Raw genomic sequence first — 25,060 nt, 5'->3', positions numbered from 1 at the left:
GCAAAACAACGTTCCATTAGACATATCCGGAAAGCAGGAGGACAGTTGGCGGCGATGCCATCAGGCAGGGATGACATCGATCCGTCGGGTGCCTCCTGTTTTTCTGTCTAACAAGATTTTTTGTTACCGGGCAGAGATGGTATGACGGGATTTTTCTAACATTGAAAGGAGGCTTGGTGCTATAATATAACAGGAATTTATTAGAAAAGGTGATTTAAATAGTATGGGAAAACTGAAATTCAAGGCAAAAGCACTTTACAGTGTTGCAGGGATAGGAGACTCGGCGCTCTATAATATCATGGGGTCGTTCGCACTGTTTTTTCTGACGACGATAGCAGGGGTGCATCCGGCAGCTGCGGGAACGATAACCGCAGTCGGATCGGTATGGAATACTCTGTGCGGTGTCGTCAACGGGTATGTTTCGGATAATCTACAGTCGAGAGCAGGAAAGCGCAAGCCGTTCCTGCTGGCTGCATCGATACCGCTGATGCTGTTCACATCGCTGTTCTTTTTAAATATAGATACAAGTGAGACCTTCAAGGTGCTGTACTATACGGTGATGATCATTCTGTTCTGGACTGCATTTTCGATGTTCTTCGTGCCGTATCTGGCATGGGGCGCTGAGCTTACAGATGATTATGACGAGCGGACAGTGCTGAGAGGATATGTCTCATTCTTTTACTGCATAGGGTCGCTGATCGGACTTGTGCTGCCAAACATACTGGTTTCGTGGGTCACGGCAGCAGGATATACCGCTGCTGCGGGCTGGCAGATAACGGGAATATTCTGCGGCGTGGTCTCCGGCGGAGCGGTGCTTACAGCCGCGCTGGGAACGAAAGACAGATACGCTCGTGGACGCGGCAGAGCAGGCAATGAGGCAGAGACAGACGGCGAAAGCCTGCATGAGAAGAAACAGCACAGGAACGCATTAAAGGAGATCGCGGAGATGTTTCGCAATTATGCGCAGCTCATGAAGATGAGAACTGTGCGGGATATAATGGGAGCGAGCGTGTTTTTCCTGATAGGCTATGCGATATTCTGCTCGGACAGGATGTATTTCTTTACATATAATATGGAGATGTCGGGAGCGGAGATCACTGTCATCATGATGATCTTCACCTTCATAGCGGTAGCTTTCATACCGCTGATATCAGGCGCGACCAGGTGGATAGACAAGCGGACCACATATATAGCGTCGATGATGATAAGCGCTGTAGGAATGGTGATCTTCGGCTTTCTGGGCATAAGATCATTTGCGGGAGTGGTCGTGCTTTCTCTGATATATTGCGTAGGAAACAGTGCGTACTGGCAGCTTCTGCCTGCGATGATATACGATGTGTGCGAGGCAGACGAACTGATGAACAGGAAGGAAAGAGCAGGCATGGTCATATCGCTGCAGGCTCTTTCAGAGGCGCTGTCTGAAGGTATAGGCCTGCAGCTGATGGGTATAATACTGAGCCTGGCCGGATTCAGCGGAGATGCCGAGGTACAGACCGTGACCGCTATGCACTGGACAGGTCTGTCACTGACGATAATACCCGCTGTTTTCATGGCACTGTCAGTGATATGTGTGATCAGATATCCGATAACAAAGAAAGTATACGGTGATGTGCTCGATGCTCTCGCACGAAGAAAGGTGGGAGAAGAGCCTGATCTGGAGCCTTTCAGGAAGCTGAAATAGCAGTACCGTATTGCTGTCTGCGGCGACCTTGACACAGAGGGCGCAAAAGGCTATAATTCAACCCATGAGGCCTGCCGGGGAGCAGGTGTGAAACGACGATTCAAAACATGATCAGAAGGAAGAAAATGAAAATAATTATCACAGCAGGCGGTACCAGTGAACGTATAGATGATGTCAGAACTATCACTAATTCATCGACGGGAAGACTGGGATATGCCATAGGGAAAGCATTTACAGAAATGTACGGAGACAGGCTGGAGAAGATATATTATCTGCACGGTCTGCGGGCAGCGTTCGTAGAGCATGAGAAAGTCGAGCCGATAGCTGTAGAAGGCGTGATGGATCTTCAGGAAAAGCTCACTCAGCTGCTTGAAAACGAGAAAATAGATGCAGTTATACATGCGATGGCAGTCAGCGATTATCTTGTCAATGAAGTCACGACGCTGGACAGGATAAGAGGCACCGAGGATCCGGCAAACAAAGCCGATCTTTCCGGCAACAAGATCAGTTCGGATATAGACGATCTCGTCATCCACATGAAGAGATCTCCGAAGGTGATAAACATGATAAAGAAGAAAAGTCCGGAAACTGCGCTGGTCGGTTTCAAGCTGCTCAGCGGAGTGCCGCATGAAGAGCTGATAAGCGTCGGAAAGCGCCTGATGCAGAAGAACGACTGCGATTTTGTACTTGCGAACGATCTTCAGGAGATCGGGCCGGATTTTCACAGAGGATATCTTATCCATAAAGACGGCACTTATGATATAATGGAGAATAATGAAGAGATCGCCCGCATGATCGCCATGCGCGTAATGGAGTCGTGCTGAAAGGGAGGGATTTTTGATGAATATAGTTCTGGGAGTGACAGGCAGCATAGCCGCGTACAAGGCGGCAGACATAACGAGCCGATTCAAAAAGCTGGGGCATAACGTGGATGTTATCCTCACTGAAAGCGGCAGCAGGATAATCACGCCGATCACATTGCAGACACTGAGCAAAAACAAGGTGTATATGGACATGTTCGAGGAGATCACGCCGAAGGAAGTGAAGCACATATCGCTGGCGGAAAAGGCAGACGTGCTGCTGATAGCGCCGGCTACCGCGAACATCATAGGCAAGATCGCGAACGGCATAGCTGACGATTTTCTGTCGACAGTAGTGATGGCCGCGGCAAATCACACACCGGTATACATCGCACCTGCGATGAACACGAATATGTATGAAAATCCGATAGTGCAGGGAAATATCGACAAGCTCAAAGGGCTTGGATATCATTTCATAGAGCCGAAGGAATCAATGCTCGCATGCGGAGTCCTCGGCAAAGGGGCACTGGCGGATGTAGATGATATAGTAGAAACGATCGAAGGGAGTATCAGATAGATGATAAAATACCAGAGCACAAGAGGAAGCAGCAACACGAAGACGGCAGCACAGGCTGTAATACAGGGCATAGCAGAGGACAAGGGACTTTACGTGCCGGACAGTGTGCCGGCGCTTCCTAAAAAAATATCAGAGTTTGTCGGCATGCCGTACAAGGAAGTGGCGCGCGACATAATCAAGGCGTTCTTCACGGATTATACCGATGAAGAAATGCAGCACTGCGTGGACGGTGCATACGATACGAAGTTCGAGGAAAAGGAGATCGTTCCCGTAAAGGAGGCGGGCGGTGCGTACTTCCTGGAACTCTATCACGGAAAGACTGCAGCATTCAAGGATATGGCGCTTTCCATACTGCCGTACCTTCTCACGACTGCGATGAAAAAGGAAAACGAAGACAAGAAGATCTGCATACTGACAGCGACGTCAGGAGATACAGGAAAGGCTGCACTCGAGGGATTTGCAGATGTTCCTGGAACTGAGATCATCGTATTCTTCCCTAATCAGGGCGTGAGCGAAGTGCAGGAAAGACAGATGATCACTCAGGAAGGAGCAAACACTCACGTATTTGCGATAGAAGGAAACTTTGACGATGCACAGACAGGCGTCAAGAAAATATTCAACGATGCGGACTTTGCAAAGAAGCTGGCAGAGCACGGCTGCAAGCTTTCATCGGCAAACTCCATCAACATCGGCCGTCTGATACCTCAGGTGGCATACTATGTTTACGGATATGCAAAGCTCGTGGAGCGCGGGGTGATCAGCGACGGCGACAAGATCAACATCGTGGTCCCTACAGGAAACTTCGGAAATATCCTGGCTGCATACTATGCAGGCAAAATGGGCATCCCTGTGAACAGGTTCATCTGCGCATCGAATGAAAACAATGTGCTGACCGACTTTTTCAATACAGGCGTTTACGATATCAACAGAGAATTCTATCTGACGAATTCGCCGTCGATGGATATACTGATCTCCAGCAATCTCGAAAGACTGCTCTATCACCTGGCAGGAAATGACGGCGCTGAGATCAGATCACTGATGGAAGCTCTCGATACGAAGAAAAAGTACGAAGTCAGCGAGACTATCAGAAACGGCATGAAGGACTTCTACGGCGGATGTGCGAATGTCGAGGAGACGAACGAGGCTGTAGGCAGGATGTATAGAGAAAACGGATATCTGATGGATACTCACACGGCTGTAGCATACAAGGTTTATGAGGATTATGTAAAGGAAACGGGCGACAGGACGCCTGCACTCATAGCTTCGACAGCCAGCGCGTACAAGTTCGCGGACAGTGTGGCACATTCCATCGGACTCGGCGACGAAGAAAACGGATTCGAATATGTCAGAGCTCTGGCAGAAAAGACGGGTGTCAGAGTGCCGGCAGGACTCAAGGATCTCGACAAGAAAGAGATCAGACACAGAGGTGTCATCAAGGTTTCAGAGATGCCTGAAGCTGTTGAGAACAGCGTGAAATAGTGAAATGGCATAAAGCAGTGTAAAGTGGCGTGCGACAAGCACACGACAGCGTTGAAATATTAAAACAGAAAACTGCAGAACGGCAGATCTGCAGGATATCAGGAGAAGAAAATCAGCTGCTGCATATCATTCATCGGTCCGCGATGGTGAGTGCAGCGGCTTTTGTTTTTCTGAAATCATCCCATCTTTTGAAGTGATCACGTCGTCGAGCTGCGCGCTGCGCCTGTATTCGAGCGGCGATACGTATTGCGATGCTTTTGCAGGCCTCATGAATGTTAAATCTGTGTAAGATAATCAGCAAAATCATGGTGTTTTACGGGCAACTGAGTATAATAAAAGTATAAAGTATAAGAAGATAAGTAACAGGAAAAGGAGGAATGTGTATGACGAAAGAAACTATGAAAAAGAAAAAGAACATCGCACTTGTGGCGCATGATCATCAGAAGGAGAGTCTTGTGACATGGTGCATACAGAACATGGAAAAGCTCAGGGAGCATACATTGTGCGGTACAGGAACGACAGCGACGCTTATCGCGAATGCTACAGGTCTGGATATAAAGGCGTACAAGAGCGGTCCGCTCGGAGGTGACCAGCAGATCGGTGCGAGAGTGGCAGAGGGTGAGATCGACATGCTGATATTTTTCTGGGATCCGCTTGAGGCGCTGCCGCATGATCCTGACGTGAGAGCACTGCTGAGGATCGCGGTCGTTTATGACATACCGGTCGCAACTAACAGAGCTACGGCAGATTTCATCATGACGTCAGAATATATAGATGCTGAATATGAGCATGATGTCCAGGAATTCACGCCGACAGTCGATGTCGAAAGCGAGACTGAGAGAATACTTGTTTCAGAAAGATAAAATGTCCGGAGTAAAATCGCAGGCAGGTGCGGTCTTATCCGGACGTTTTTATTTTTTGTTCTGTTTTCGTCTTGTCGAGACTGTTCTGATGATGCGGATGTCTTTACTGTTCGTCTGAACGGCGACGGCGCAGACGTGACTCCGCTCTCTCTGTTTTTTTGAGTTCTCGTTTTCTGATGCGCTCTTCCTTGCGGAAACGGCGACGCTTGATCGCGAACGGCCTGGCGACGGGCAGCAGCGCTTTGTGGTGCCTGAGCCTCCTGTAAGGGTAGATGATCTTTCCTATGCCTCTGTTGTATATCCTGAAACCCAGGATGCCGATCCAGTGTTCCTTTCTCTTGCCTTTTTTCGTTTCGCCGCGCTCTGTGCCGTAAGCCTTGATCGGTGTGCCGTTTTTCACAGCGGTGATCAGATCGTTGTTGCAGCGTATATCCGCGTCGATCTCAGTGCACGCCATCCCGATATATTCTGTGACATGGGCGTCCGAACCTGCGAACGTCGGCAGTCCGTATTCTTCGGCGAGGATCTCGGCTCTGCGGTTGGAGGTCCTGGATTCACATGTGTTGAAAGTTTCGATGAAGTCGAACTTCTTTATCAGCCGCATATCCATGTTCTTGAATCCCATCGCGCTCGAGCTTGCAACGCCAAACGGGTGTGCAGGACCAAGGATGCCGCCGAAAATATGAACGATCTTGATCAGCTTGCTGCAGCGCATGCCGCGTATCTTGAAAATCGGCAGGTATACGTCATCGGGCATGATGACGAGTATGTGACCTGCATCCTTTGTATCGTATTCGATCCCCCGGATAACGCAGAAGTCCCGGTAGCGGGGATCTTTCCTAATGGAATCCCAGGCTTTGCAGCCTTTATAGCTGTTGTGATCGGAGATCATGAAACCGTCGTATCCAAGCGCCATGAATTTGTAAACGAATTCACTTACGGGAACTCTCGAATCAAGAGAACCTTCTTTTGTGTGACAATGTAAATCAAATTTCATTATAGATCGCCTCGGTTCTTTTTATGAGTCAGACTGATCTGCGATCCTGAGAGAATATCGGAGGATCGCATGCAGCCTTCTGATAATATATTATTCCTAAAGATATAAAATTTCAATGACGTTAGAGTGAAAAAATCTTAAAGTTTTTTATAGCATAGAATTCCGGCGATTACCAAAATCAGAGCATGCCATCATAGTATTTGGCAAAATCATGGCAATATTGCATTATTCAAAGAGCTTGTTTACCAAGATGCTGGGTTCACCTGTGATTTTTTGGTAACTTTTTCATGAAAATCTCGGCATTTTCGCGTGAAAAATACCAAGAACAAGCATCGATTTTTTTATTCTTGGTATTCGCCATCGAAAAAACAGCCGGATAGCTGCCGTTTTTACCAATAAAAGCTAGTCGGCAAACGGATTTTGGTTTTCACATGAGTCAATGAGTACTGGCGCCTGAACTCTTGTCGTTCGAAGCTGCATGCAAAAGGCGGCAGAAGCAGGAGCGTACCGTTATACAGCCGCAAAAATCAATTTGAGGTTGACAGGCACGGGGGAATGAATCTATAATGATAGCTGTAAATAACATTTAAAAATCTGTTTCAGGGCGAGGCGAAATTCCTCACCGGCGGTGTTTGATCACAGCGATGTTTCCGAATCTATGGATTTTCGGGAGCGTGAGATCATGAGTCCGCGAACCTAGCGATAGGCCGAACAGGTGTGAATCCTGTACCGACGGTTAAAGTCCGGATGGAAGAAACGAAGATACTTTTTGTTTATATTTTAATGAGTATTTTTAGTCCTGGAATGAATGATATTCCGGGATTTTTGTTTGCAGATGAAATTACAGTCTGAGAAGAAAACCTGGCAGATCAAGTCAAATCAACACTAATTTTAAAGGAGGATTTCTGATGACTCAGAAAAATATCGAAAACAACACTTTGGGCGAGCACAAACTGACAAGCAGAGAAAAGACAGTGAGACTGGCAAAGATGGGTATGCTGGTCGCTATATCGATAGTGCTCGTATATTTCATACACTTTCCTATCTTCCCGGCTGTGCCGTTTCTGGAATATGATCCTGCAGACATTTCCATACTGATCGGAACGTTTGCGTTCGGACCGCTGGCGGGAATACTCCTGACAGTCGTGACCTCTGTGATACAGGGCGTGACAGTGAGTGCGGCGAGCGGACTTTACGGCATAATCATGCATGTGATATCCACAAGCGTGCTGGTCCTCGTTGCAGGACTCATATACAAGTACAACAAGACCAGAAAAGGTGCAGTTATCGCACTGCTGTGCGGAGTTGCGGCTATGACGCTCGTGATGATAGGTGCGAACATGATAATCACACCGCTTTTCATGGGAGTTCCAAGAAACATCGTATGGGATCTGATGCCGTTCATCGCAGGCTTCAATGCGATAAAAGCAGGGATCAACTCGGTAGTCACATTCCTGCTCTACAAGAGGATCTCAGGCTTCCTGCACAGGACAGCATAGCGCACAGCGGCATGAAAACGAGATGTGATATGTGCGTCTGCATGCGGCAGCTCCACCGTGCGCAGAGCTTTACATACTGATAACGTGAAAACGTGCATGGCACAGCGAACGATCTGTGCGCATGCGCGTTTTTGTTTGCGGAAAATTCGCGTGAACCTTTATATTATGCGGCTTGTGTGGTATACTACATAAGTTATGGAAGAGAAAAAAATCGTAATAAAAAACGAAGAAGAAACGAAAAAATTCGGTGAGAAGCTTTGCGAAAAGCTGACAGCCGGAAGCATAGTGGCGCTGACCGGAGATCTCGGGACAGGCAAGACGACGCTGACAAAAGCGATCGCCGCCGGACTCGGTGTGACTGATGTGATCACGAGTCCTACGTTCAACATCGTCAAGCAGTATGACAGCGGGAGACTGCCTCTGTACCATTTTGACGTGTACAGGATCGGAGATGTGGACGAAATGTACGAGATCGGGTACGAGGAGTACTTTTTCGGAGACGGCGTGTGCGTGATAGAATGGGCCGATCTGATAGAGGAGATCATACCTGACGATGCCGTACGGATAGAGATCGAGTACGGAGAAAAAGAAGGAGAGCGTATATACAGATGTATGTTTTAGGAATAGAAACGACAGGCGCATTCGCATCAGCGGCGCTCATAGATGATGATGCAGTGCTCGGATATGTAAAGGGCACGGACCGGTTTTCGCATCTGCAGAACCTGATGCCTCAGATCGGGAGCATAGTCCGTGAGAGCGGAGTGGCGCTGAAGGATATAGATGTGATAGCGGTTTCATGCGGACCGGGATCGTTCACGGGGATAAGGATAGGCGTATCTTCCGCGAGAGCGCTGTCACAGGTGCTGGGAACTCCGTGCGTCACAGTCTCGAGCCTTGAGGCGCTGGCGATGAACGCGGTATCTGAAGCCGGAGAGGCCGGAGAAAACGTGCTCGTGTGTCCTATGCTCGATGCGAGAAGGAGCCAGGTGTATGCCGGAGGGTACTTCCTCGAGGACGGCTGGCCCGTTGAAAAGATAAAAGCCGGGCCGTACATGCTCGACGAGTTTCTGCAGAAAGCGCAGTCGTACGACAGCATATTGCTGATGGGCGATGCGACGGATACATACGCAGAAAAGATAGCGGAGCTTCGACCGGAAGGAACAGAGACAGCCTCTGCGGACATAAAATATCAGGATGCGGTCACAGTTGCAAGACTGGGGGCGAAGATCTACGCCGAAAAAGGCGGACTAGCGTACAATCAGGTGGAACCGGACTATATGCGTATCGCTGAAGCGGAAAGAAAGCTTAGAGAAAAGCAGAGGAAAGGCTGATATTTTATGGCGGAAGTTATCATAAGACAGGCGGTGCCGGGGGATGCGGGCAGCATCTACGAGATCGAAAATCTGTGTTTTCCCGACCCGTGGAGCATGGATGCACTGACCTATGAGCTCGAAAGCAATCCCAGAGCCTTTTATATCGTGGCAGAGCTTGACGGCGAAGTCGTGGGATATGCAGGGCTCTGGATCATCGGCGACGAGGGTCATATAACGAATGTCGCGGTGAAACCGGGCTTCAGGAACAGGAAGATAGGCGAAGGCATAATCGGTGTGATGATAGATTTCACTTCGGGAGAAGGGATCGCGCATCATACGCTTGAAGTCAGAAAATCAAATGTTCCCGCGATAAATCTTTACGAAAAATTCGGTTTCCGCACAGAGGGCGTGCGAAAAAAATATTATCAGAACAATGGTGAGGATGCGCTCATCATGTGGAGACACGAGGAATAAAAATCATCGTTTCTGCGGATAATGAGTATAAGATGATTATTCGGGGAGGCGTGCCATGGACGAGTTTTCAGGCGAAAATATGAATGAGGTTTTTTATCCGTGCAGAAAGTTCTCGAGGCGACACGATTTCGATGTGTTCAGTATGAGCAGCTACATGTCATGTGAAAACTGCAGGCATCTGAACGGAGAGAACCAGTGCGAGAAAAAACTGGAAGAAGGACGAAACAATTTATGAAGAACGGAAAATTACTAACTCTTGCAATAGAATCTAGCTGTGACGAAACAGCGGCAGCTGTGATGCTGGAGGGACGTGAAGTCCTTTCAAATATCATTTCGTCGCAGATAGAGATACATAAGCAGTATGGCGGTGTCGTACCGGAGATCGCATCCAGGCACCATCTCGAAAATGTGAATACGGTTGTCGATCAGGCGCTGGAGGAAGCAGGCGTGACTATCGACGATGTGGATATGATAGGCGTGACATACGGCCCCGGTCTCGTGGGAGCGCTTCTGATAGGCCTGGCGACGGCAAAGGCATATGCGCTGGCGGCAGACAAGCCGCTGATAGGCGTTCATCACATACAGGGCCATATAAGTGCGAACTATATAGAGCACAAGGATCTTGAGCCTCCGTTCATGTCACTGATAATATCAGGCGGACATACGAATATCGTGGAGGTGACAGGATACAACCGGTGCAGGGTCCTCGGCGGAACGAGAGACGATGCTGCAGGCGAAGCGTACGACAAGGTGGCCAGGGTGCTGGGTCTGGGATATCCCGGAGGCCCTCTGATAGACAGACTGGCGAAACAGGGCGATCCGCACGCGGTGGAATTCAAGCGTGTGTTCCTGGAAAAGGGCAGCCTTGATTTCAGTTTCAGCGGCATCAAGACAGGCGTTCTGAACTACATAAATTCCGAGAAGCAGGCCGGCCGTGAGATAAATCAGGCAGATGTGGCCGCGAGCTTTCAGGCGGCTGTCCTCGACGTTATCGTGGCGAAGACGGTAAAAGCTGCAAAAGACATGGACAAGGACAAGATCGTCCTCGCAGGGGGAGTGGCCTCTAACAGCAGGCTCAGAGAGATGATGAGCGAGGAATGTGAAAAGAACGGCATAAAGCTTTATTATCCGTCACCGGTACTGTGTACGGACAATGCCGCGATGATAGGCTGCGCGGCGTATTACAAGTATATAGCCGGTGAACGCGACGAACTGACTCTGGATGCGATACCGAATCTGGAGCTGTAGACAGGCTTTTAATAAAAATATCATCAGAGCCGCCCGCCGGACGACCAATGGCGGGTCAGGCTCTGTTTTAAGGAAAGGAAAAGGTGCAGCGGTAAAAGTGCTGCAGGTTCATATATGATAGTAGTATCAGCAAAAGATCTTACAAAAGCATACGGAACGGATGTGATCCTGGACCGGGTCTCTTTCCATATAAACAAGGGAGAGCGCGTAGGCATAATCGGCGTGAACGGAGCGGGAAAGACCACACTTCTGAAGATACTCACAGGCGAGCTGCCGTGCGAGGAAGGAGACTTTTTCATTTCGTCGGATATCAACATAGGATATCTGAAGCAGGACGGGGCATTCGATTCCGAAAAGACAGTTATAGAAGAAGTTGAGAGCATATTTTCAGCCTTTCCGCAGATGGAAAAGGATATGGAAAAACTGCTGGCCCGCATAGAAGAGCTCGCGTCGGCAGGTCCTGAGGGAGAAGAGGAAAGCCACAGACTGCTCGAGCGCTACGACATGATGCAGGAAAAATTCAGAGATTCCGGCGGGTATACATATAAAAGCGAGATCACGGGCATACTTTCAAGTATGGCGTTCGGTGAGGACAGCTACGACAAGAAGATATCGTCGCTGAGCGGCGGAGAGAAGACGAGACTGTCGCTGGCGTGTCTGCTTCTGAGAAAGCCGGACATACTGTTCCTCGACGAGCCGACCAACCACCTGGATATAGGCACGCTGAAATGGCTCGAGCAGTACCTCAAGAGCTACAAGGGCACGATCGTGCTCGTCTCCCATGACAGATATTTTCTGGATGAGACAGTCACGAGGATATTCGAGGTCGAAAATCACAAGCTCAATATATATGAAGGAAACTATACGTTTTATGCCACTGAGCGCAAGAACAGGCGCGAGGCTGAGCTTAGAAAATATGAGAAGCAGCAGAAGGAGATCAGCCGTCAGGAGGATATGATCCGCAGGTTCAAGCAGCGCGGCACAGAGAAGCTTGCGAAACGTGCAGCTTCCAGAGAAAAGCGGCTCGCAGCTATGGATGTGATAGACAGACCTGAAGGAACGACAGGGAAGATGAAGCTGTCGTTCAAGGCGGACTTCCAGAGCGGAAGAGATGTGCTGTATGCCGAGGGACTTTCGAAGAGCTTCGGATACGGTTCGAGGAGAACTGAGTTGTTCCACGGAGTCGACCTCGATATAAAGCGCGGTGAGCGTGTGTGCATAGTCGGTGCGAACGGCATCGGCAAGACGACACTGCTCAAGATCCTGATGGGTGAGCTTTCCGCGAATACGGGACGCATAAAGATCGGCCATAACGTGCAGTTCGGCTACTACGACCAGGGACAGCAGCTGCTGAACGCGGCAAACACCGTGATGGGTGAAGTCAGAGACTCGTACGGCCTTTACACGGATACGGAGATAAGAAATATACTGGGAAGATTCCTGTTCAGGGGCGACGAAGTGTTCCTGACGGTTGGATCGCTGAGCGGCGGAGAAAAGGCGAGACTTTCGCTTCTCAAACTCATGCTTTCGGGGGCGAATGTGCTGATGCTTGACGAGCCGACCAACCATCTCGACATCGAGTCCAAAGAAGTGTTTGAAGAAGCACTCCTGGACTTTCCGGGAACATGTATCATAGTATCCCACGACAGATATTTCCTTAACAGGATACCGACGAGGATAATCGAGCTGACGTCCGAGGGCATAGACAACTACCTGGGAACATATGATTACTACGTCGAAAAGAAACAGCAGCAGATCAGATCCGGCAAGAAGTACCTGGAGGAGCTGTCTGCGGGAAAACGCGCAGACGCACCGGGAAACGGGGATGCTGCAGAGGGTGCTGTATCTGATGCAAAGGCGGCAGGCGGCGGTGAGCCGGAGCTGTCTTCTGCAGAACGCAGGCGCATCCAGAAGGAAAAAGAGGCCGAGGAGCGCAGGCTGAAGCGGCACAGAGAGAAGCTCGAAAAAGAGATACAGGAGCTTGAGGATTCCATAAAAGAGCTTGAAGAAGAGCTGTGCAGGGAAGATGTGGCAAAGGATCACGTAAAGCTTGCGGAGATCAGCAAGGCGCTGACAGAGAAGAAAGACGATCTCGATGAAAAATATGAGAGCTGGCTCCAGCTGCAGGAGTGACGCGCGCCGGGCATCTGATTTTTTTATCAAAACTATTGCAATAAAAGAGTGCATACTCTATAATGATTGGGAGTTGCCGCATATATTTTCAGCGGCATAATATAGTAACGAAAAATGATATTTTGATTATGGAGGTATATATCATGACATTAGACAAGATCAAGGGAATAATAGCAGAGCAGTTAGGTGTTGATGAAGAAGACGTGAAGATGGAAACACATCTCATGAAGGATCTCGAAGCTGATTCACTGGATGCAGTAGAGATCATCATGGCTATCGAAGACGAATTCGACATCGAAGTTCCTGACGAAGACGCTGAGAAATTCCAGACAGTAAGCGACATCGTAAACTACGTGGAATCAAGAGCATAAAAAACAAAAGGTTTTGAGATGAAAAGGCAAGCTAAGATTTCCAATGCTGTGATCAAGAGGCTGCCGCGTTACAGGAGATATCTGCGCGAACTTCAGAAGAAGGGCATAGACAAGATATCATCCAGCGAGTTCAGTAATCTGACCGGGTACACTGCGTCGCAGATAAGGCAGGATCTCAACAATTTCGGAGGATTCGGCCAGCAGGGATACGGTTACAGTGTGGACGGCCTTTACGATGAGATAAGCGCGATACTGGGCCTGGATAAGCAGTACAAGATGGTGATCGTCGGTGCGGGCAATCTGGGGCAGGCGCTGGCAAACCACACGTACTACTACAAGACCGGATTCATCGTCTGCGGTATCTTCGAGATAAATCCGCGGCTTATTGGAATGAAGATCAACGATATAGAGGTCATGGACTATGACAATATCGTTGAATTTGTTGAGGAAAACGATATAGATATAGGTATCATATGTACTACCAAGGACGCCGCCCAGGAAGTTGCAGACAAGCTGTGCTTCGCAGGGGTGAGGGGTCTCTGGAATTTTGCACCGATAGACATAGAAACACCTAATCATGTGGCGCTCGAGAATATGCATATAAGCGACAGCCTGCATTCTCTCGCATACCATATGAACAGAAATCAGAGTCAGGAATAGGCTCAGGGTGTATTACATAAGAATATTGGTAAATTAAATAACCGTTTCATTATGAAACGGTTATTAATTATCACATTGATATATGTTTTTTTGAACTACTCTTCAACTGGAGCATCCACAGGACATGCGCCTGCGCAAGCACCGCAATCAATGCAAGTGTCAGCATCTATAACATACATAGAATCGCCGGCTGAGATAGCATTTGTAGGACATTCGTCCATGCAAGCTCCGCAACTGATGCATGAGTCTTTGATTACATAAGCCATTGTAAGTACCTCCTTTAAAATTATCACTAAATGACAAACTGATTATAACAAACCTTAACGAGGAATTCAAGATTAAAGTTTACGTACTTACAGGGAAAAGCGGTCAGGAAAGAGCTTTAAGACCGCGGGATCCTGCAGATGGATCGATATGGATATCATATATATGAAAGAGAAAGGGACAGTGTAATGGCAAGAGAAGATAACGGAGTACTGATCGCCGAGGGGGTAAGAGATTTTGATCTCGACAATATCTTTGACTGCGGGCAGTGTTTCAGGTGGGAAAAGACAGCTGACGGGATGTATGCGGGGACCGCTCACGGCAGAGTGGCGGTCATGGAGTATGACAGTGACACCGGAGTGCTGAAGATACACGGCGCGGATGAAGACGATTACAGGAACATATGGCATCATTATCTGGATCTTGACAGAGATTACTCGGAGATAAAGAAACAGCTCTCATGCAAAGACGAGGTGATCGCAAAGGCCATCGAATACGGGCCGGGCATACGCATACTCAATCAGGACAAATGGGAGACCCTGATCTCATTTATAATATCTCAGAACAACAACATACCTCGTATAAAGAAATGCATAAACTCGCTGGCTGAGACGCTGGGCAGCAGAGCAGGGGCGCTCGCCGGAAAGGAATTCTATGATCTGCCGTCCCCGGAAGTGCTGGCGGGAGCTTCACTGGATGATCTCGCTCCATGCCGGCTCGGATACAGAGCGAAGTATCTGATCGATACGGCGAAAATGGTAGCGGAGGAAGGTATAGAGAGCCTGGAGAGGCTGGGAACGGATGAGGTGAGCTCGGACGAGGCTTTCGATCAGCTCAGGAGGTACACCGGTGTAGGACCGAAGGTGGCAAACTGCATCGCTCTGTTTTCGCTGGGAAAGATGGACCGGTTCCCGATAGACGTCTGGGTCAGGAAGGTCATGAACAGGCTGTACGGCATGGATGAGGGCGATATGAAGGCTATGGCGGACTTTGCGGCGGAACATTTCGGAGAGTACGGAGGAATAGCCCAGCAGTATCTTTTCTATTACATAACTCACAACAAAAATCTGTGATCCGCTGAGCGAAGAAAATCAAAAAAGGTGGTTGACAAATAGCGGAAATGGCTGTAAATTATAGTTAGCACTCGGAAATAATGAGTGCTAACAATCGCCGGGGCGTCGGCAGCATTGCAGAATTGCTGCATGACAGATGCAGCGACGGCCGCGGAGTGAGCTTTGCATAAAGCTCAGACAGAGGTGCATATAAAAAGGAAAGATCCTTTTTCAAATTATATAAGAAAAATGTAAAGGAGATGACATAATGAGTATTGGAATCAAACCTTTGGGTTCAAGAGTAGTTATCAAGAAAATAGAAGCGGAAGAAAAAACGGCGAGCGGTATCCTTCTTACGAGCTCGGCTAAGGAAAAACCGCAGGTTGCTGAGGTAGTTGCAGTCGGACCTGGAACAGAAGACGAGAAAATGGAGCTCAAGACAGGGGACAAGGTGATATTTGCTCAGTATGCCGGTACAGATGTCAAGTACGGCGGCGAAGAGTACTCGATCATGAACCAGAGAGACATTCTGGCGATAGTTGAATAATAAAGGGAGGTATTTTGATATGGCAAAGGAATTACATTACGGAGAAGATGCCAGAAGAAAACTTCAGGCAGGTGTAGATAAATTAGCAGATACAGTTAAGATCACGCTGGGACCTAAGGGCAGAAACGTGCTGATCGACAAGAAGTTCGGCTCACCGCTCATCACAAACGACGGTGTTACGATCGCAAGAGAGATCGAGCTCGAGGACTCAGTGGAAAACATGGGTGCGCAGGTAGTCAAGGAAGTCGCTTCAAAGACTAACGATGTGGCAGGAGACGGTACGACTACTGCTACTCTGCTGGCTCAGATCATAATCAAGGAAGGCTTCAAAAACGTTGCTGCAGGAGCTAACCCTATGGTACTCAAGAGAGGTATCCAGGGCGCTGTAGACGTTGCTGTAGATGAGATCAAGAGACTGGCTCAGACAGTGGACAACAAGGACAGCATCGCTCAGGTAGCAGCAGTATCAGCTGCAGACGAGAACATCGGACAGCTGATCGCGGAAGCTATGGAAAAAGTGGGAAAAGACGGAGTCATCACTGTCGAGGAATCAAAGACTATGGGAACTACTCTCGATGTAGTTGAAGGTATGCAGTTCGACAGAGGATACTTCTCACCATATATGGTAACAGATACAGAGAAGATGGAAGCGGTTCTCGAAAACCCTTACATCCTGATCACTGACAAGAAGATATCGAACATCCAGGAGATCCTGCCTGTACTCGAACAGGTAGTTCAGCAGGGAAGAAAGCTCCTCATCATCTGTGATGATCTGGAAGGCGAAGCTCTGGCAACTATCATCGTCAACAAGCTCAAGGGAACATTCGACTGCGTTGCAGTAAAAGCACCTGGATTCGGTGACAGAAGAAAGGCTATGCTCGAAGATATCGCTATCCTGACAGGCGGTACAGTTATTTCATCAGATCTCGGATATGAGCTCAAGGAAACTACTGCAGATATGCTGGGAAGCGCAGGCACTGTAAAGGTAGACAAGGAAAACACTGTTATCGTGAACGGTGCGGGAGATGCTGAGGAGATCAAGGCAAGAGTTGCTCAGATCAAGACTCAGATCGAGAACACTACTTCGGATTTCGACAGAGAAAAGACTCAGGAAAGACTTGCCAAGCTGGCTGGCGGCGTAGCTGTCATCAAGGTCGGCGCAGCAACAGAAACTGAGCTGAAGGAAAGAAAGCTGAGGATAGAAGACGCTCTGAACGCTACAAAGGCAGCAGTTCAGGAAGGTATCGTTTCAGGCGGCGGAGTGGCACTGGTAAATGCTATCCCTGCAGTTGCGAAGTATGTTGAAGGTCTTGACGGCGATGCTAAGACAGGCGGTACTATCATCGTGAGAGCTCTGGAAGAGCCGGTAAGGCAGATCGCAGAAAACGCAGGCTTCGAAGGCAGCGTAGTAGTTGCTCAGGTAAAGGGCAGCAAGGAAGGAACAGGCTTCAACGCAGCTACAGAAGAGTATGTCGACATGATCGGCGCAGGTATCGTAGACCCTGCAAAGGTTACGAGATCAGCACTCCAGAATGCTGCATCAGCTTCAGCAATGCTGCTGACAACTGAAGCGGGAATCACAGACGCACCGTCAGATGAACCTGCAATGCCAATGGGCGGCGGCATGGGAGGCGGAATGCCTGGAATGATGTAGTGCGGCAGTAACTGCATCACATCAGAAACCGTTCCGGTAAATAAACCTTAAAAGTGTGAGAAAAAGCTGTGCGGATGGATGAACCATTTGCACAGCTTTTATTGTATAAGGAAAACCCTGCGTTTAACGCAGGGATCATTTTTATGCGGTAAAAAGAAAAGACTGTTGGGCAGATGTTCTGAAAACATCGCCGGACAGTCTTTTACAGCATTTTGGTTTGACCGCGTACGGTCGTGTCTGATCGCCGTCCCGCGTGAAGGGCAGCAGAGACTTATCTGAACCTGAAGCACTTGCCGCATACTTCAGGCGACGGTATGTATTTGTCTATAGTCCTGCAGTGTTCCTGGCACTTTGCTCTGTCGATGCCGTTTGCGGAGATCGCATGTCCGGGACAGGCGTCGATCATTTCCTGTGAGCATGAAACTCCCGGAGCGCCCTCGTAGCGGCACTTTGCATGAAGCATATCGTAGACTTCATCGAGCTGCTGCTGCGTCATAGGTTCTGAAGGGTCCGCGTAATTTCCGTCGGTAGATACAGCACCGAGACGTCCGCCGTATTTTCCGTTTATGAGGAACGAACCGCCTGTGCCGAACTCACCCATTCCTGCGGCGTACGCTGCCATTTTGAAAGAGAACTCCTCGTGATGCAGATCATCCACCCAGTCTGTAGGAGTCGTGAGCGCCGAAGAAAGTCTGCCGATCATGTCGAGCGTACCTCTGATGACCCTGTTGAGTTCCATCGAGAGCCACAGCGATTCGACGAATGCTCTTTCCCACTGTGCTGACGGAGCATCGCCGCCCTCATTGCCTGCAGCGACTTCGTCTGCAAACGGAACATAGTGAAGGATCACTGTATTCCCGGGCTGGAAGATCGCCTTCGGGTGCTTGCAGAGCTCTCTCTCCCAGAACATGTCGAAGAGCGGATCTTTCGCATATACATATGCGAGAACCGGTTCTCCGAATTTTGTTGTGATGTCGTCTCTTTCCTGAAAATCGGCAACAGCCTTTTTTACATTATGTTCTATTTTTTCTTTGATATCAAATCCGGCCATAATTAACACACCTTTCTTGTTTTTATGGAAATATCCTGCGGGATATTTCGGGGTCTCAGTAGTTATCATATCTATATTATACCATATTGCAGGCTGAGCAATGTTGCGGCTGCAACGCTCGGTGGTCGGTGAGCGCCACATATCACATATAGAGTTTCATAGTGACGGCGCATATGGCTTTTGCACATGTACCTGTGCAGTATCCGTATGCGGCCGTCAGGCTAGTCGACTCTGTTGAGTCTGCCGCCGTGCAGCCAGTCCTGCAGATTGTCTGCCAGCACATCGATGATGATCTGGCGCATTTCCTGCGGCGACCATGCCATGTGCGGCGTGATGATGCAGTTGTCGAGTGTCGTCAGCGGGCTGTCGTGAGCCGGCGGTTCAGTTGCCAGCACGTCGAGTGCAGCGGCTCCGAGAAATCCGGACTTGAGTGCGTCGTAAAGCGAACGTTCGTCGACGAGTCCTCCGCGCGCCGTATTGATCAGGACAGCTCCCGGCTTCATGTTCACGATGAACTCAGTGTTCACCATGCCTTTGTTTTCTTCTGTGAGCGGGCAGTGGAGCGAGACGAAGTCAGATTTCATCGCACCCTCAGGATCTTCTCTGTAGATGTTGATCTTCATGCCGAGAGCCGAGGCGATGGCAGCCACTCTTTTTCCTATCGCACCGTAACCGATGATGCCGAGCGATTTTCCGGCGAGGAGCGTGACCGGCTTTTTCCAGTAGCAGAAATATTTGCAGTCGGCCCATTCGCCCTGGTGTACGGACTGGTTGTGCAGCCCCACGTTGTTAGCAAGCTCCATGATGAGCGCGATCGTGTGCTGAGCAACGGCATCCGTCGAGTATTTAGGCACGTTGGTCACCGCTATGCCGAAGTCTGCGGCTGCGGCGACGTCGACGTTGTTATATCCTGTCGCGGTGACGCCTATGTATTTGAGGTTCGGACACTGCTCCATGAATTCTCGCGTGATGAAGCACTTGCTGGTCATCAGGACCTCGGCGCTGCCTGCTCGCTCCAGTGCCATGTCCATCGGTGTCGAATCGTAGACAGTGAGCCTGTCACATAAATTTTCAAGCGGTTCCCAGCTCAAATCTCCGGGATTGATGGTATATCCATCGAGAATCACAATATCCATATACTGACCTCCAGAATCGTCAACGTTATTACTATACATAAAGAAATGATTTGTCCGTGAAGAAAACATGAACAAATCGACACTGCTATTTTACACTATAAGCGTTGGAAAGTCCAGGTCATGTGTGTTATAATCGTGTGTATGCTGTAGTGCTGTGATTCCCCATGTATTCGCATAGGCGGGTTTTCGCAGCGATGCGGATGAAAGGGGAAATGAATGGATCTTGCAGATATACTGCTGATCGGTGCAGGTCTTTCGATGGACGCCGCGGCAGTTTCCATGACTAACGGAATGGTTTATAAAAATCTGACCGGAGTCAGGTATGCGGCGATGCCCGCTTTTTTCGGAGCGTTCCAGATGCTGATGCCGATACTGGGATATTATGCCGGAGGACTGTTCGCGGACATAATGGCGAAATACTCGGGAATAGTAGTATTCGTTATTCTGGGCATCATAGGTGGTAAAATGATAAAAGAGGGTTTCGATGACATGAAGAAGCATGAAACCGCGCCATCGAGGGTGATGGATCTGAAAACGCTGCTTTTCCAGGCGGTGGCGACAAGCATAGATGCGTTTGCTGTCGGCATAGGTTTCAGCGCGCTGGGGATCGGCATCATCGAGCCGTCGGCCATAATAGGTGCGACCACTGCGGTGATCGTCGTGATCGCGATCCTGATCGGCCGCAAATTCGGCGATATGCTGGGAAGCAGAGCAGAGGTGCTCGGCGGAGCGATACTTGTGATCATCGGTATCAAGGCTATTCTCTGATATTTATTGTAAAAGAAAAGGTGATAATGTGGATAAGATTATAGTTGCGGCTACGCAGAACAAGCACAAGATCGTAGAAATAGAAGCGATAACGAAGGAATTCGGGATGTCTGTGATCTCGAGAAAAGATGCAGGTGTCCCTGATGTGGAGATAGTTGAAGACGGCAGCAGTTTTGAAGAAAATTCGTATAAGAAGGCTTATGAGATAATGAAGCTCTGCGGACAGGTGACTATTGCTGATGACTCCGGTCTGGAAGTCGACTGCCTTGACGGTGCGCCAGGGATATATTCGGCGCGTTTTGCGGGAGTCGACGGCGACGACGAGGCAAACAACAGGAAGCTGATAAGTCTGATAAAGGACGTGCCTTATGAAAAGCGCACAGCCAGGTTCGTCTCGGTGATAACGATGGTGTATCCGGACGGCAGGTCTGTAGTAGCCAGAGGCGAAGTGGAGGGGCACCTGCTGCTCGAACCTCACGGCGGCAACGGATTCGGATATGATCCGCTGTTCGTGCCTGTCGGATATGACGAGACTTTCGGCGTGATAGACCCGGAAGTCAAGAACCGCATAAGCCACAGAGCCAATGCGCTGAAAGTGCTGAGAGAAAAACTTATGTCAGAAGAGGGTAATCTTTAATGGCTGATTTCAAGAAGAGACTGGGAAAAATGCTCCTGCTCGGCTTCAAGCAGATGAAGGATCCGTATTATCAGGGCTTTGCGGCACAGGTGGCTTTTTATCTGCTGCTGTCGATAACGCCTATATTCCTTCTGATGACACAGATCCTCGGTGTTTTCGGTATTTCAGTGGAAAGCGCACTAAGACTGATAGAAGCCTATACCGGAAAGCAGATGTCGAGCATGCTGAATGCGCTGTTCAGATTCAAATCTGCGGGTGCGAGCTCTATCGTATTTGCGTTCATAGCTCTGTGGGCCGGCTCGAGAGCATCGTTTTCAATAATGCGTATAACGAACTATACTCTGACGGACGGCAGGAGTACCGGACGTAATTATTTCATCGAGCGTTTCAGAGCGGTGCGTACGATACTGGTGACGATCTTTACGATCGCGTTTTCGATAGTCATACTGGCATACGGAAAGCTGATCCTTGAGGTCATCGTGTCAGCGCTGGGGCTGCCGGCGGGGGAATATCTGGATAATGTATGGATGTTTCTCAGATGGGTGCTCGGATTTGCGCTGTACTTCATGATGGTGACATATAACTACTATCTGCTGCCTACCGAAAGGGTGAAGTTCAAAAGGATACTTCCGGGCAGTCTGTTCGCTTCTATCGGAATGTTGATAGTGACACTGTGTTATTCGAAATATGCGAACTCGCTGGCTGATTATGACATCCTGTACGGGGCGCTGTCATCGGTAGTAGCGATCATGTTCTGGTTTTTCCTGCTTGCCTGGGTGCTGTTCCTGGGAGTCCTGTTCATAAAGGTGTGGGACGAGAGTGCGGAAAAGCCGGTCAGCAAGCGGCACCGGCCGTGACGGATTGAGCTGATCGATATATTTCGTTATGAATATGGCACCGGCCGTGATAAGGTGCCGGATACGGTATGCATGTAGACTGAGCTGCCTGATGCAGTGCACGCTAAAGCAGGACCTGGCCATAAAAGCCGAAAAAAAGAGACCTGCAGGTCTTTACAAAAAACAAAAAAGAAAAAAATAAAACCACCGTTCAGCCCGGACGTCCGGAGCTGTATGCATCTGTGTGAGATGCGCGGTGGTTTTTGAGTACTTATGAGTAAACGTCCTGTGAGACTATTTGATGACTCTCACTCTGATAACGCCTTCGCCTGCGATCGATGACACGTCGATGTCGCCGTCTGTTTCAGCGAGTGTGTAAGCGTAGTCGCCTCTTACCTTGTTCACGACGTCGCCTTCGCATATCGCAGCGACTTTTTCGAGCACGCCTGCGTCAGCCTTTGAGATGACAGCGATACGTGTGCCTTTTTTAGGTCCCAGTGAGCATGCAGGCATGTTCACGGAATTCACGATGTTGCCGTTTTCGAGATAGTCCATGACCTGTTCGATCGCCATCACTGCGCAGTTGTCTTCTGCTTCCGAGGAGGATGCGCCGAGGTGCGGCAGTGCGATCACGCCTTTCTGGCCGATCACTGCGTCGTTAGGGAAGTCTGTGACGTATTTCTTGACTTTGCCGCTGTTGAGCGCTGCGATCAGATCCTGGTCGTTTACCAGCTTGTCTCTTGCAAAGTTCAGGAATATCACGCCGTCTTTCATCTGTTCGAATGCTTCTGCGTTGATCATTCCTTTTGTTGAATCCATTACAGGAACGTGGATCGTTATGTAGTCGCAAAGAGGCAGAACGTCCTTCAGCGCGTGAGTAACTGAAATGGTGTTCGAAAGCGAGTGAGCTGATTTCAGTGATATGAACGGGTCGTATCCGATAACGTTCATGCCGAGCTTCTCTGCTGCGTTTGCAACGAGTACACCGATTGCACCAAGACCGATGACACCGAGTGTCTTGCCTTTGATCTCAGTCCCTGCGAACTGGCCCTTGCCTTTTTCTACGGCTTTGCCGACTTCTTCAGTGCCTTCGAGCGTCTTTGCCCACTCGTAGCCTTCAGGAATGTTTCTTGCAGCCAGCAGCATTCCGGCCAGGCACAGTTCTTTTACTGCGTTGGCGTTAGCTCCCGGAGCATTGAATACTACGATGCCCTTTTCTGCGCATTTGTCGAGCGGGATATTGTTCACGCCTGCGCCGGCTCTGCCGACAGCGAGAAGTTCGTCAGAAAGCTCCATTTCATGCATGCTGTAGCTTCTGAGGATGATGCTGTTAGCTTCCTGGATCTCTTCTGTGATCGTGTAGTCATCGGTAAGACAGTCGAGACCTACCGGTGAGATTTTGTTTAATGTCGCGATTTTATACATAATATTACCTCACATTTAATTAATTTAGACTGTTTTGCTTTCGGGTAATGCGCTGTTGCTGCATTCTCGAATAATAGTCTAATTATAGCACTTCATGCGGATTCGGTAAAGGGCAATATGTATCCGGTAACATGAAGCGTGGGTATGGCTTTGGGTGGGGGGTAACAGCCCCGGAATCCGACAGCAGGGGAAGAAATAGCGGGTATATGGTCTGGCATGCTCGTAAGCTAATAGTCAGCAAAAAATCCCGGGAACAAATCTTGAAAATTGTTGTTTTGAACATATTTCATAGTGTATAATAACAATACATAAGATAATTCAGATATTACAGATTAATCTGAAGAAACAAGTCGAAAAAACGAGGGAGGGATTTATTATGGAAAAAATCAGAGTCGTTCAGTACGGATGCGGAAAGATGAGCAAGTACATCCTGCGATATCTTCATGAACATGGTATGCAGATCGTGGGAGCTATAGACGTGAATCCGGATGTAGTCGGACAGGACGTGGGTGACTTCGCAGAGCTGGGCCTCAAAACAGGGGTGATCATCTCCGATGATGCTGACAGGGTCCTCGACGAATGCGATGCAGACGTTGCCATCGTCACATTGTTCAGCTTTATCGACGATATCTACGATCATGTGGAAAAATGCGCAGTCCGCGGTATCAATGTGATCACGACATGCGAGGAGGCTATCTATCCGTGGACTACATCGGCAGCTCATATCAACCGTCTTGATGCCATCGCAAAGGAGACGGGGTGCACGATCACCGGAAGCGGTATGCAGGATATCTTCTGGATCAACATGGTGGCCCTGGTAGCAGGCGGCTGTCACAAGATCACGAAGATAAAGGGCGCATACAGCTACAATGTAGATGAATACGGTCTCGCGCTGGCAAACGCACACGGATGTGATCTGACGCCGGAAGAATTCGAGAAGAACATTGCTCACCCGGCAGAGTTCGAACCGTCCTATGCGTGGAATGCGAGTGAAGCCATCTGTAACAAGCTGGGTCTGACGATCAGGTCGATCACGCAGAAGCACGTGCCTGCAGTGATAGACAAGGATATATACTCGAGCACTCTCGGCAAGACTATCGAGGCAGGAAAATGCATCGGAATGTCGGCAGTAGTGACTATAGAGACGATGCAGGGAATCACGATCGAAGAAGAGACCATCGGCAAGGTTTACGGACCGGATGACGGCGACATGTGCGACTGGAAGATATCAGGCGAGCCTGATACTGAATTCCATGTCGTAAAGCCGGCAACTGTAGAGCATACATGCGCGACAGTAGTCAACAGAATCCCTGGACTCATCCTCGCGCAGCCTGGATATGTCACTGCGGATCAGCTGGAGCCTAATCAGTACCTGACTTATCCGGGAGAATTCTACTGCTAGGATGCTGTGGGATATATACGAAGCGTGAAGTCCGGGATGTACGGACGGATGACAGATGCGGAGATATATGAGGCGGTATGATATAATGTAGTAAAGTAATACAGAAGAATAATGTTTTCTGGAAACGGGGGGCGGTGCTGCATCGATATGTAAAGGTGGTGCGGCGCCGTTCTTTTTTATTTTGAAAATGCCC

General features: G+C 49.1%; 26 protein-coding genes and 1 riboswitch. Of the genes, 21 read left to right on the top strand and 5 right to left on the bottom strand.

Features of this window, described 5'->3' with window-relative positions; translation table 11 throughout:
* Positions 1-223: 223 nt before the first annotated feature.
* From OCV59_RS10345 to OCV59_RS10325, 5 genes are all read left to right on the top strand, one after another.
* Complete coding sequence (locus OCV59_RS10345) at positions 224-1,681, top strand: MFS transporter (protein ID WP_147594403.1); 1,458 nt, start codon at positions 224-226, stop codon at positions 1,679-1,681.
* 125 nt (positions 1,682-1,806) lie between these two features.
* Positions 1,807-2,505, top strand: coding sequence for a phosphopantothenoylcysteine decarboxylase domain-containing protein (locus tag OCV59_RS10340; RefSeq protein ID WP_147594402.1), 699 nt, complete (start codon positions 1,807-1,809; stop codon positions 2,503-2,505).
* Positions 2,506-2,518: 13 nt separating this feature from the next.
* A complete protein-coding gene (locus tag OCV59_RS10335; RefSeq protein ID WP_147594401.1) occupies positions 2,519-3,058 on the top strand; it encodes a flavoprotein in 540 nt (179 codons plus the stop codon).
* 3 nt (positions 3,059-3,061) lie between these two features.
* Positions 3,062-4,537 (top strand): threonine synthase, encoded by a 1,476-nt coding sequence (gene thrC, locus OCV59_RS10330; RefSeq protein WP_449495053.1) that lies wholly within the window; start codon positions 3,062-3,064, stop codon positions 4,535-4,537.
* A gap of 383 nt (positions 4,538-4,920) precedes the next feature.
* On the top strand, positions 4,921-5,400 hold the full coding sequence (locus OCV59_RS10325) for a methylglyoxal synthase (RefSeq protein WP_147594399.1): 480 nt from the start codon (positions 4,921-4,923) through the stop codon (positions 5,398-5,400).
* 103 nt (positions 5,401-5,503) lie between these two features.
* Here the strand turns inward: OCV59_RS10325 and OCV59_RS10320 are convergent, their stop codons facing one another.
* Positions 5,504-6,397, bottom strand: coding sequence for a PHP domain-containing protein (locus tag OCV59_RS10320; RefSeq protein ID WP_147594398.1), 894 nt, complete (start codon positions 6,395-6,397; stop codon positions 5,504-5,506).
* Positions 6,398-6,988: 591 nt separating this feature from the next.
* Positions 6,989-7,160: riboswitch (FMN riboswitch) on the top strand.
* 145 nt (positions 7,161-7,305) lie between these two features.
* Between OCV59_RS10320 and OCV59_RS10315 the strand changes: the two genes are divergently transcribed.
* The 9 genes from OCV59_RS10315 to OCV59_RS10275 all read left to right on the top strand — a co-directional run bounded on the left by OCV59_RS10315 (position 7,306) and on the right by OCV59_RS10275 (position 14,095).
* Positions 7,306-7,896, top strand: a complete 591-nt coding sequence (locus OCV59_RS10315) for an ECF transporter S component (RefSeq protein ID WP_147594397.1) — start codon at positions 7,306-7,308, stop codon at positions 7,894-7,896.
* A gap of 195 nt (positions 7,897-8,091) precedes the next feature.
* On the top strand, positions 8,092-8,517 hold the full coding sequence (tsaE, locus tag OCV59_RS10310; RefSeq protein ID WP_147594396.1) for a tRNA (adenosine(37)-N6)-threonylcarbamoyltransferase complex ATPase subunit type 1 TsaE: 426 nt from the start codon (positions 8,092-8,094) through the stop codon (positions 8,515-8,517).
* The gene (gene tsaB, locus OCV59_RS10305) at positions 8,505-9,227 is read left to right on the top strand and encodes a tRNA (adenosine(37)-N6)-threonylcarbamoyltransferase complex dimerization subunit type 1 TsaB (protein ID WP_147594395.1); all 723 of its coding nucleotides are present in this window, start codon (positions 8,505-8,507) and stop codon (positions 9,225-9,227) included. Before tsaE ends, tsaB begins: the two co-directional genes overlap by 13 nt.
* Before the next feature lie 6 nt (positions 9,228-9,233).
* Positions 9,234-9,683 (top strand): ribosomal protein S18-alanine N-acetyltransferase, encoded by a 450-nt coding sequence (gene rimI / locus OCV59_RS10300; protein WP_147594394.1) that lies wholly within the window; start codon positions 9,234-9,236, stop codon positions 9,681-9,683.
* A 55-nt stretch (positions 9,684-9,738) separates the two neighbouring features.
* Positions 9,739-9,918 (top strand): hypothetical protein, encoded by a 180-nt coding sequence (locus OCV59_RS10295; RefSeq protein ID WP_147594393.1) that lies wholly within the window; start codon positions 9,739-9,741, stop codon positions 9,916-9,918.
* Positions 9,915-10,931: a tRNA (adenosine(37)-N6)-threonylcarbamoyltransferase complex transferase subunit TsaD gene (gene tsaD / locus OCV59_RS10290; protein WP_147594392.1), complete on the top strand. Its 1,017-nt coding sequence runs from the start codon at positions 9,915-9,917 to the stop codon at positions 10,929-10,931. The genes OCV59_RS10295 and tsaD overlap by 4 nt, the downstream gene beginning before the upstream one ends.
* A 114-nt stretch (positions 10,932-11,045) precedes the next feature.
* Positions 11,046-13,064, top strand: a complete 2,019-nt coding sequence (abc-f, locus tag OCV59_RS10285; protein ID WP_147594391.1) for a ribosomal protection-like ABC-F family protein — start codon at positions 11,046-11,048, stop codon at positions 13,062-13,064.
* A 143-nt stretch (positions 13,065-13,207) separates the two neighbouring features.
* Complete coding sequence (gene acpP, locus OCV59_RS10280; protein ID WP_147594390.1) at positions 13,208-13,435, top strand: acyl carrier protein; 228 nt, start codon at positions 13,208-13,210, stop codon at positions 13,433-13,435.
* Positions 13,436-13,453: 18 nt separating this feature from the next.
* On the top strand, positions 13,454-14,095 hold the full coding sequence (locus OCV59_RS10275) for a redox-sensing transcriptional repressor Rex (RefSeq protein WP_147594389.1): 642 nt from the start codon (positions 13,454-13,456) through the stop codon (positions 14,093-14,095).
* A 95-nt stretch (positions 14,096-14,190) separates the two neighbouring features.
* Here OCV59_RS10275 and OCV59_RS10270 read toward each other — a convergent pair whose 3' ends face one another.
* Positions 14,191-14,361 (bottom strand): DUF362 domain-containing protein, encoded by a 171-nt coding sequence (locus OCV59_RS10270; RefSeq protein WP_147594388.1) that lies wholly within the window; start codon positions 14,359-14,361, stop codon positions 14,191-14,193.
* Positions 14,362-14,547: 186 nt separating this feature from the next.
* Here OCV59_RS10270 and OCV59_RS10265 point away from each other — a divergent pair, with 186 nt between their 5' ends.
* From OCV59_RS10265 to groL, 3 genes are all read left to right on the top strand, one after another.
* On the top strand, positions 14,548-15,432 hold the full coding sequence (locus OCV59_RS10265) for a DNA-3-methyladenine glycosylase family protein (RefSeq protein ID WP_262584332.1): 885 nt from the start codon (positions 14,548-14,550) through the stop codon (positions 15,430-15,432).
* A 253-nt stretch (positions 15,433-15,685) separates the two neighbouring features.
* Positions 15,686-15,958, top strand: coding sequence for a co-chaperone GroES (locus tag OCV59_RS10260; RefSeq protein ID WP_147594421.1), 273 nt, complete (start codon positions 15,686-15,688; stop codon positions 15,956-15,958).
* Between the two features lie 19 nt (positions 15,959-15,977).
* On the top strand, positions 15,978-17,612 hold the full coding sequence (groL, locus tag OCV59_RS10255; protein WP_147594386.1) for a chaperonin GroEL: 1,635 nt from the start codon (positions 15,978-15,980) through the stop codon (positions 17,610-17,612).
* A 271-nt stretch (positions 17,613-17,883) separates the two neighbouring features.
* On the opposite strand, the gene OCV59_RS10250 is transcribed toward groL, so the two are convergent.
* The gene (locus OCV59_RS10250; RefSeq protein WP_147594385.1) at positions 17,884-18,663 is read right to left on the bottom strand and encodes a hypothetical protein; all 780 of its coding nucleotides are present in this window, start codon (positions 18,661-18,663) and stop codon (positions 17,884-17,886) included.
* A gap of 221 nt (positions 18,664-18,884) precedes the next feature.
* Positions 18,885-19,799, bottom strand: coding sequence for a D-2-hydroxyacid dehydrogenase (locus OCV59_RS10245; RefSeq protein ID WP_147594384.1), 915 nt, complete (start codon positions 19,797-19,799; stop codon positions 18,885-18,887).
* A gap of 216 nt (positions 19,800-20,015) precedes the next feature.
* Here OCV59_RS10245 and OCV59_RS10240 point away from each other — a divergent pair, with 216 nt between their 5' ends.
* From OCV59_RS10240 to OCV59_RS10230, 3 genes are read left to right on the top strand one after another with little or no spacing between them, the layout of a single operon-like run.
* Complete coding sequence (locus OCV59_RS10240) at positions 20,016-20,567, top strand: manganese efflux pump MntP (protein ID WP_147594383.1); 552 nt, start codon at positions 20,016-20,018, stop codon at positions 20,565-20,567.
* Between the two features lie 28 nt (positions 20,568-20,595).
* The gene (gene rdgB / locus OCV59_RS10235) at positions 20,596-21,204 is read left to right on the top strand and encodes an RdgB/HAM1 family non-canonical purine NTP pyrophosphatase (RefSeq protein ID WP_147594382.1); all 609 of its coding nucleotides are present in this window, start codon (positions 20,596-20,598) and stop codon (positions 21,202-21,204) included.
* Positions 21,204-22,061, top strand: coding sequence for a YihY/virulence factor BrkB family protein (locus tag OCV59_RS10230; protein ID WP_147594381.1), 858 nt, complete (start codon positions 21,204-21,206; stop codon positions 22,059-22,061). The genes rdgB and OCV59_RS10230 overlap by 1 nt, the downstream gene beginning before the upstream one ends.
* 273 nt (positions 22,062-22,334) lie before the next feature.
* Here the strand turns inward: OCV59_RS10230 and OCV59_RS10225 are convergent, their stop codons facing one another.
* On the bottom strand, positions 22,335-23,465 hold the full coding sequence (locus OCV59_RS10225; RefSeq protein WP_147594380.1) for a 3-phosphoglycerate dehydrogenase family protein: 1,131 nt from the start codon (positions 23,463-23,465) through the stop codon (positions 22,335-22,337).
* A 376-nt stretch (positions 23,466-23,841) separates the two neighbouring features.
* On the opposite strand from OCV59_RS10225, the gene OCV59_RS10220 reads away from it, so the two are divergent.
* A complete protein-coding gene (locus OCV59_RS10220) occupies positions 23,842-24,867 on the top strand; it encodes an NAD(P)H-dependent amine dehydrogenase family protein (protein ID WP_147594379.1) in 1,026 nt (341 codons plus the stop codon).
* The last annotated feature ends 193 nt before the right edge of the window (positions 24,868-25,060 follow it).

The sequence above is a fragment of the Brotomerdimonas butyrica genome (genome assembly GCF_025567305.1).
Classification (GTDB): Bacteria; Bacillota; Clostridia; order Peptostreptococcales; family Anaerovoracaceae; genus Lentihominibacter; species Lentihominibacter butyricus.
The sequence above is the reverse complement of the archived record's forward strand: the minus strand, read 5'-3'. Positions and strand labels throughout refer to the sequence as shown.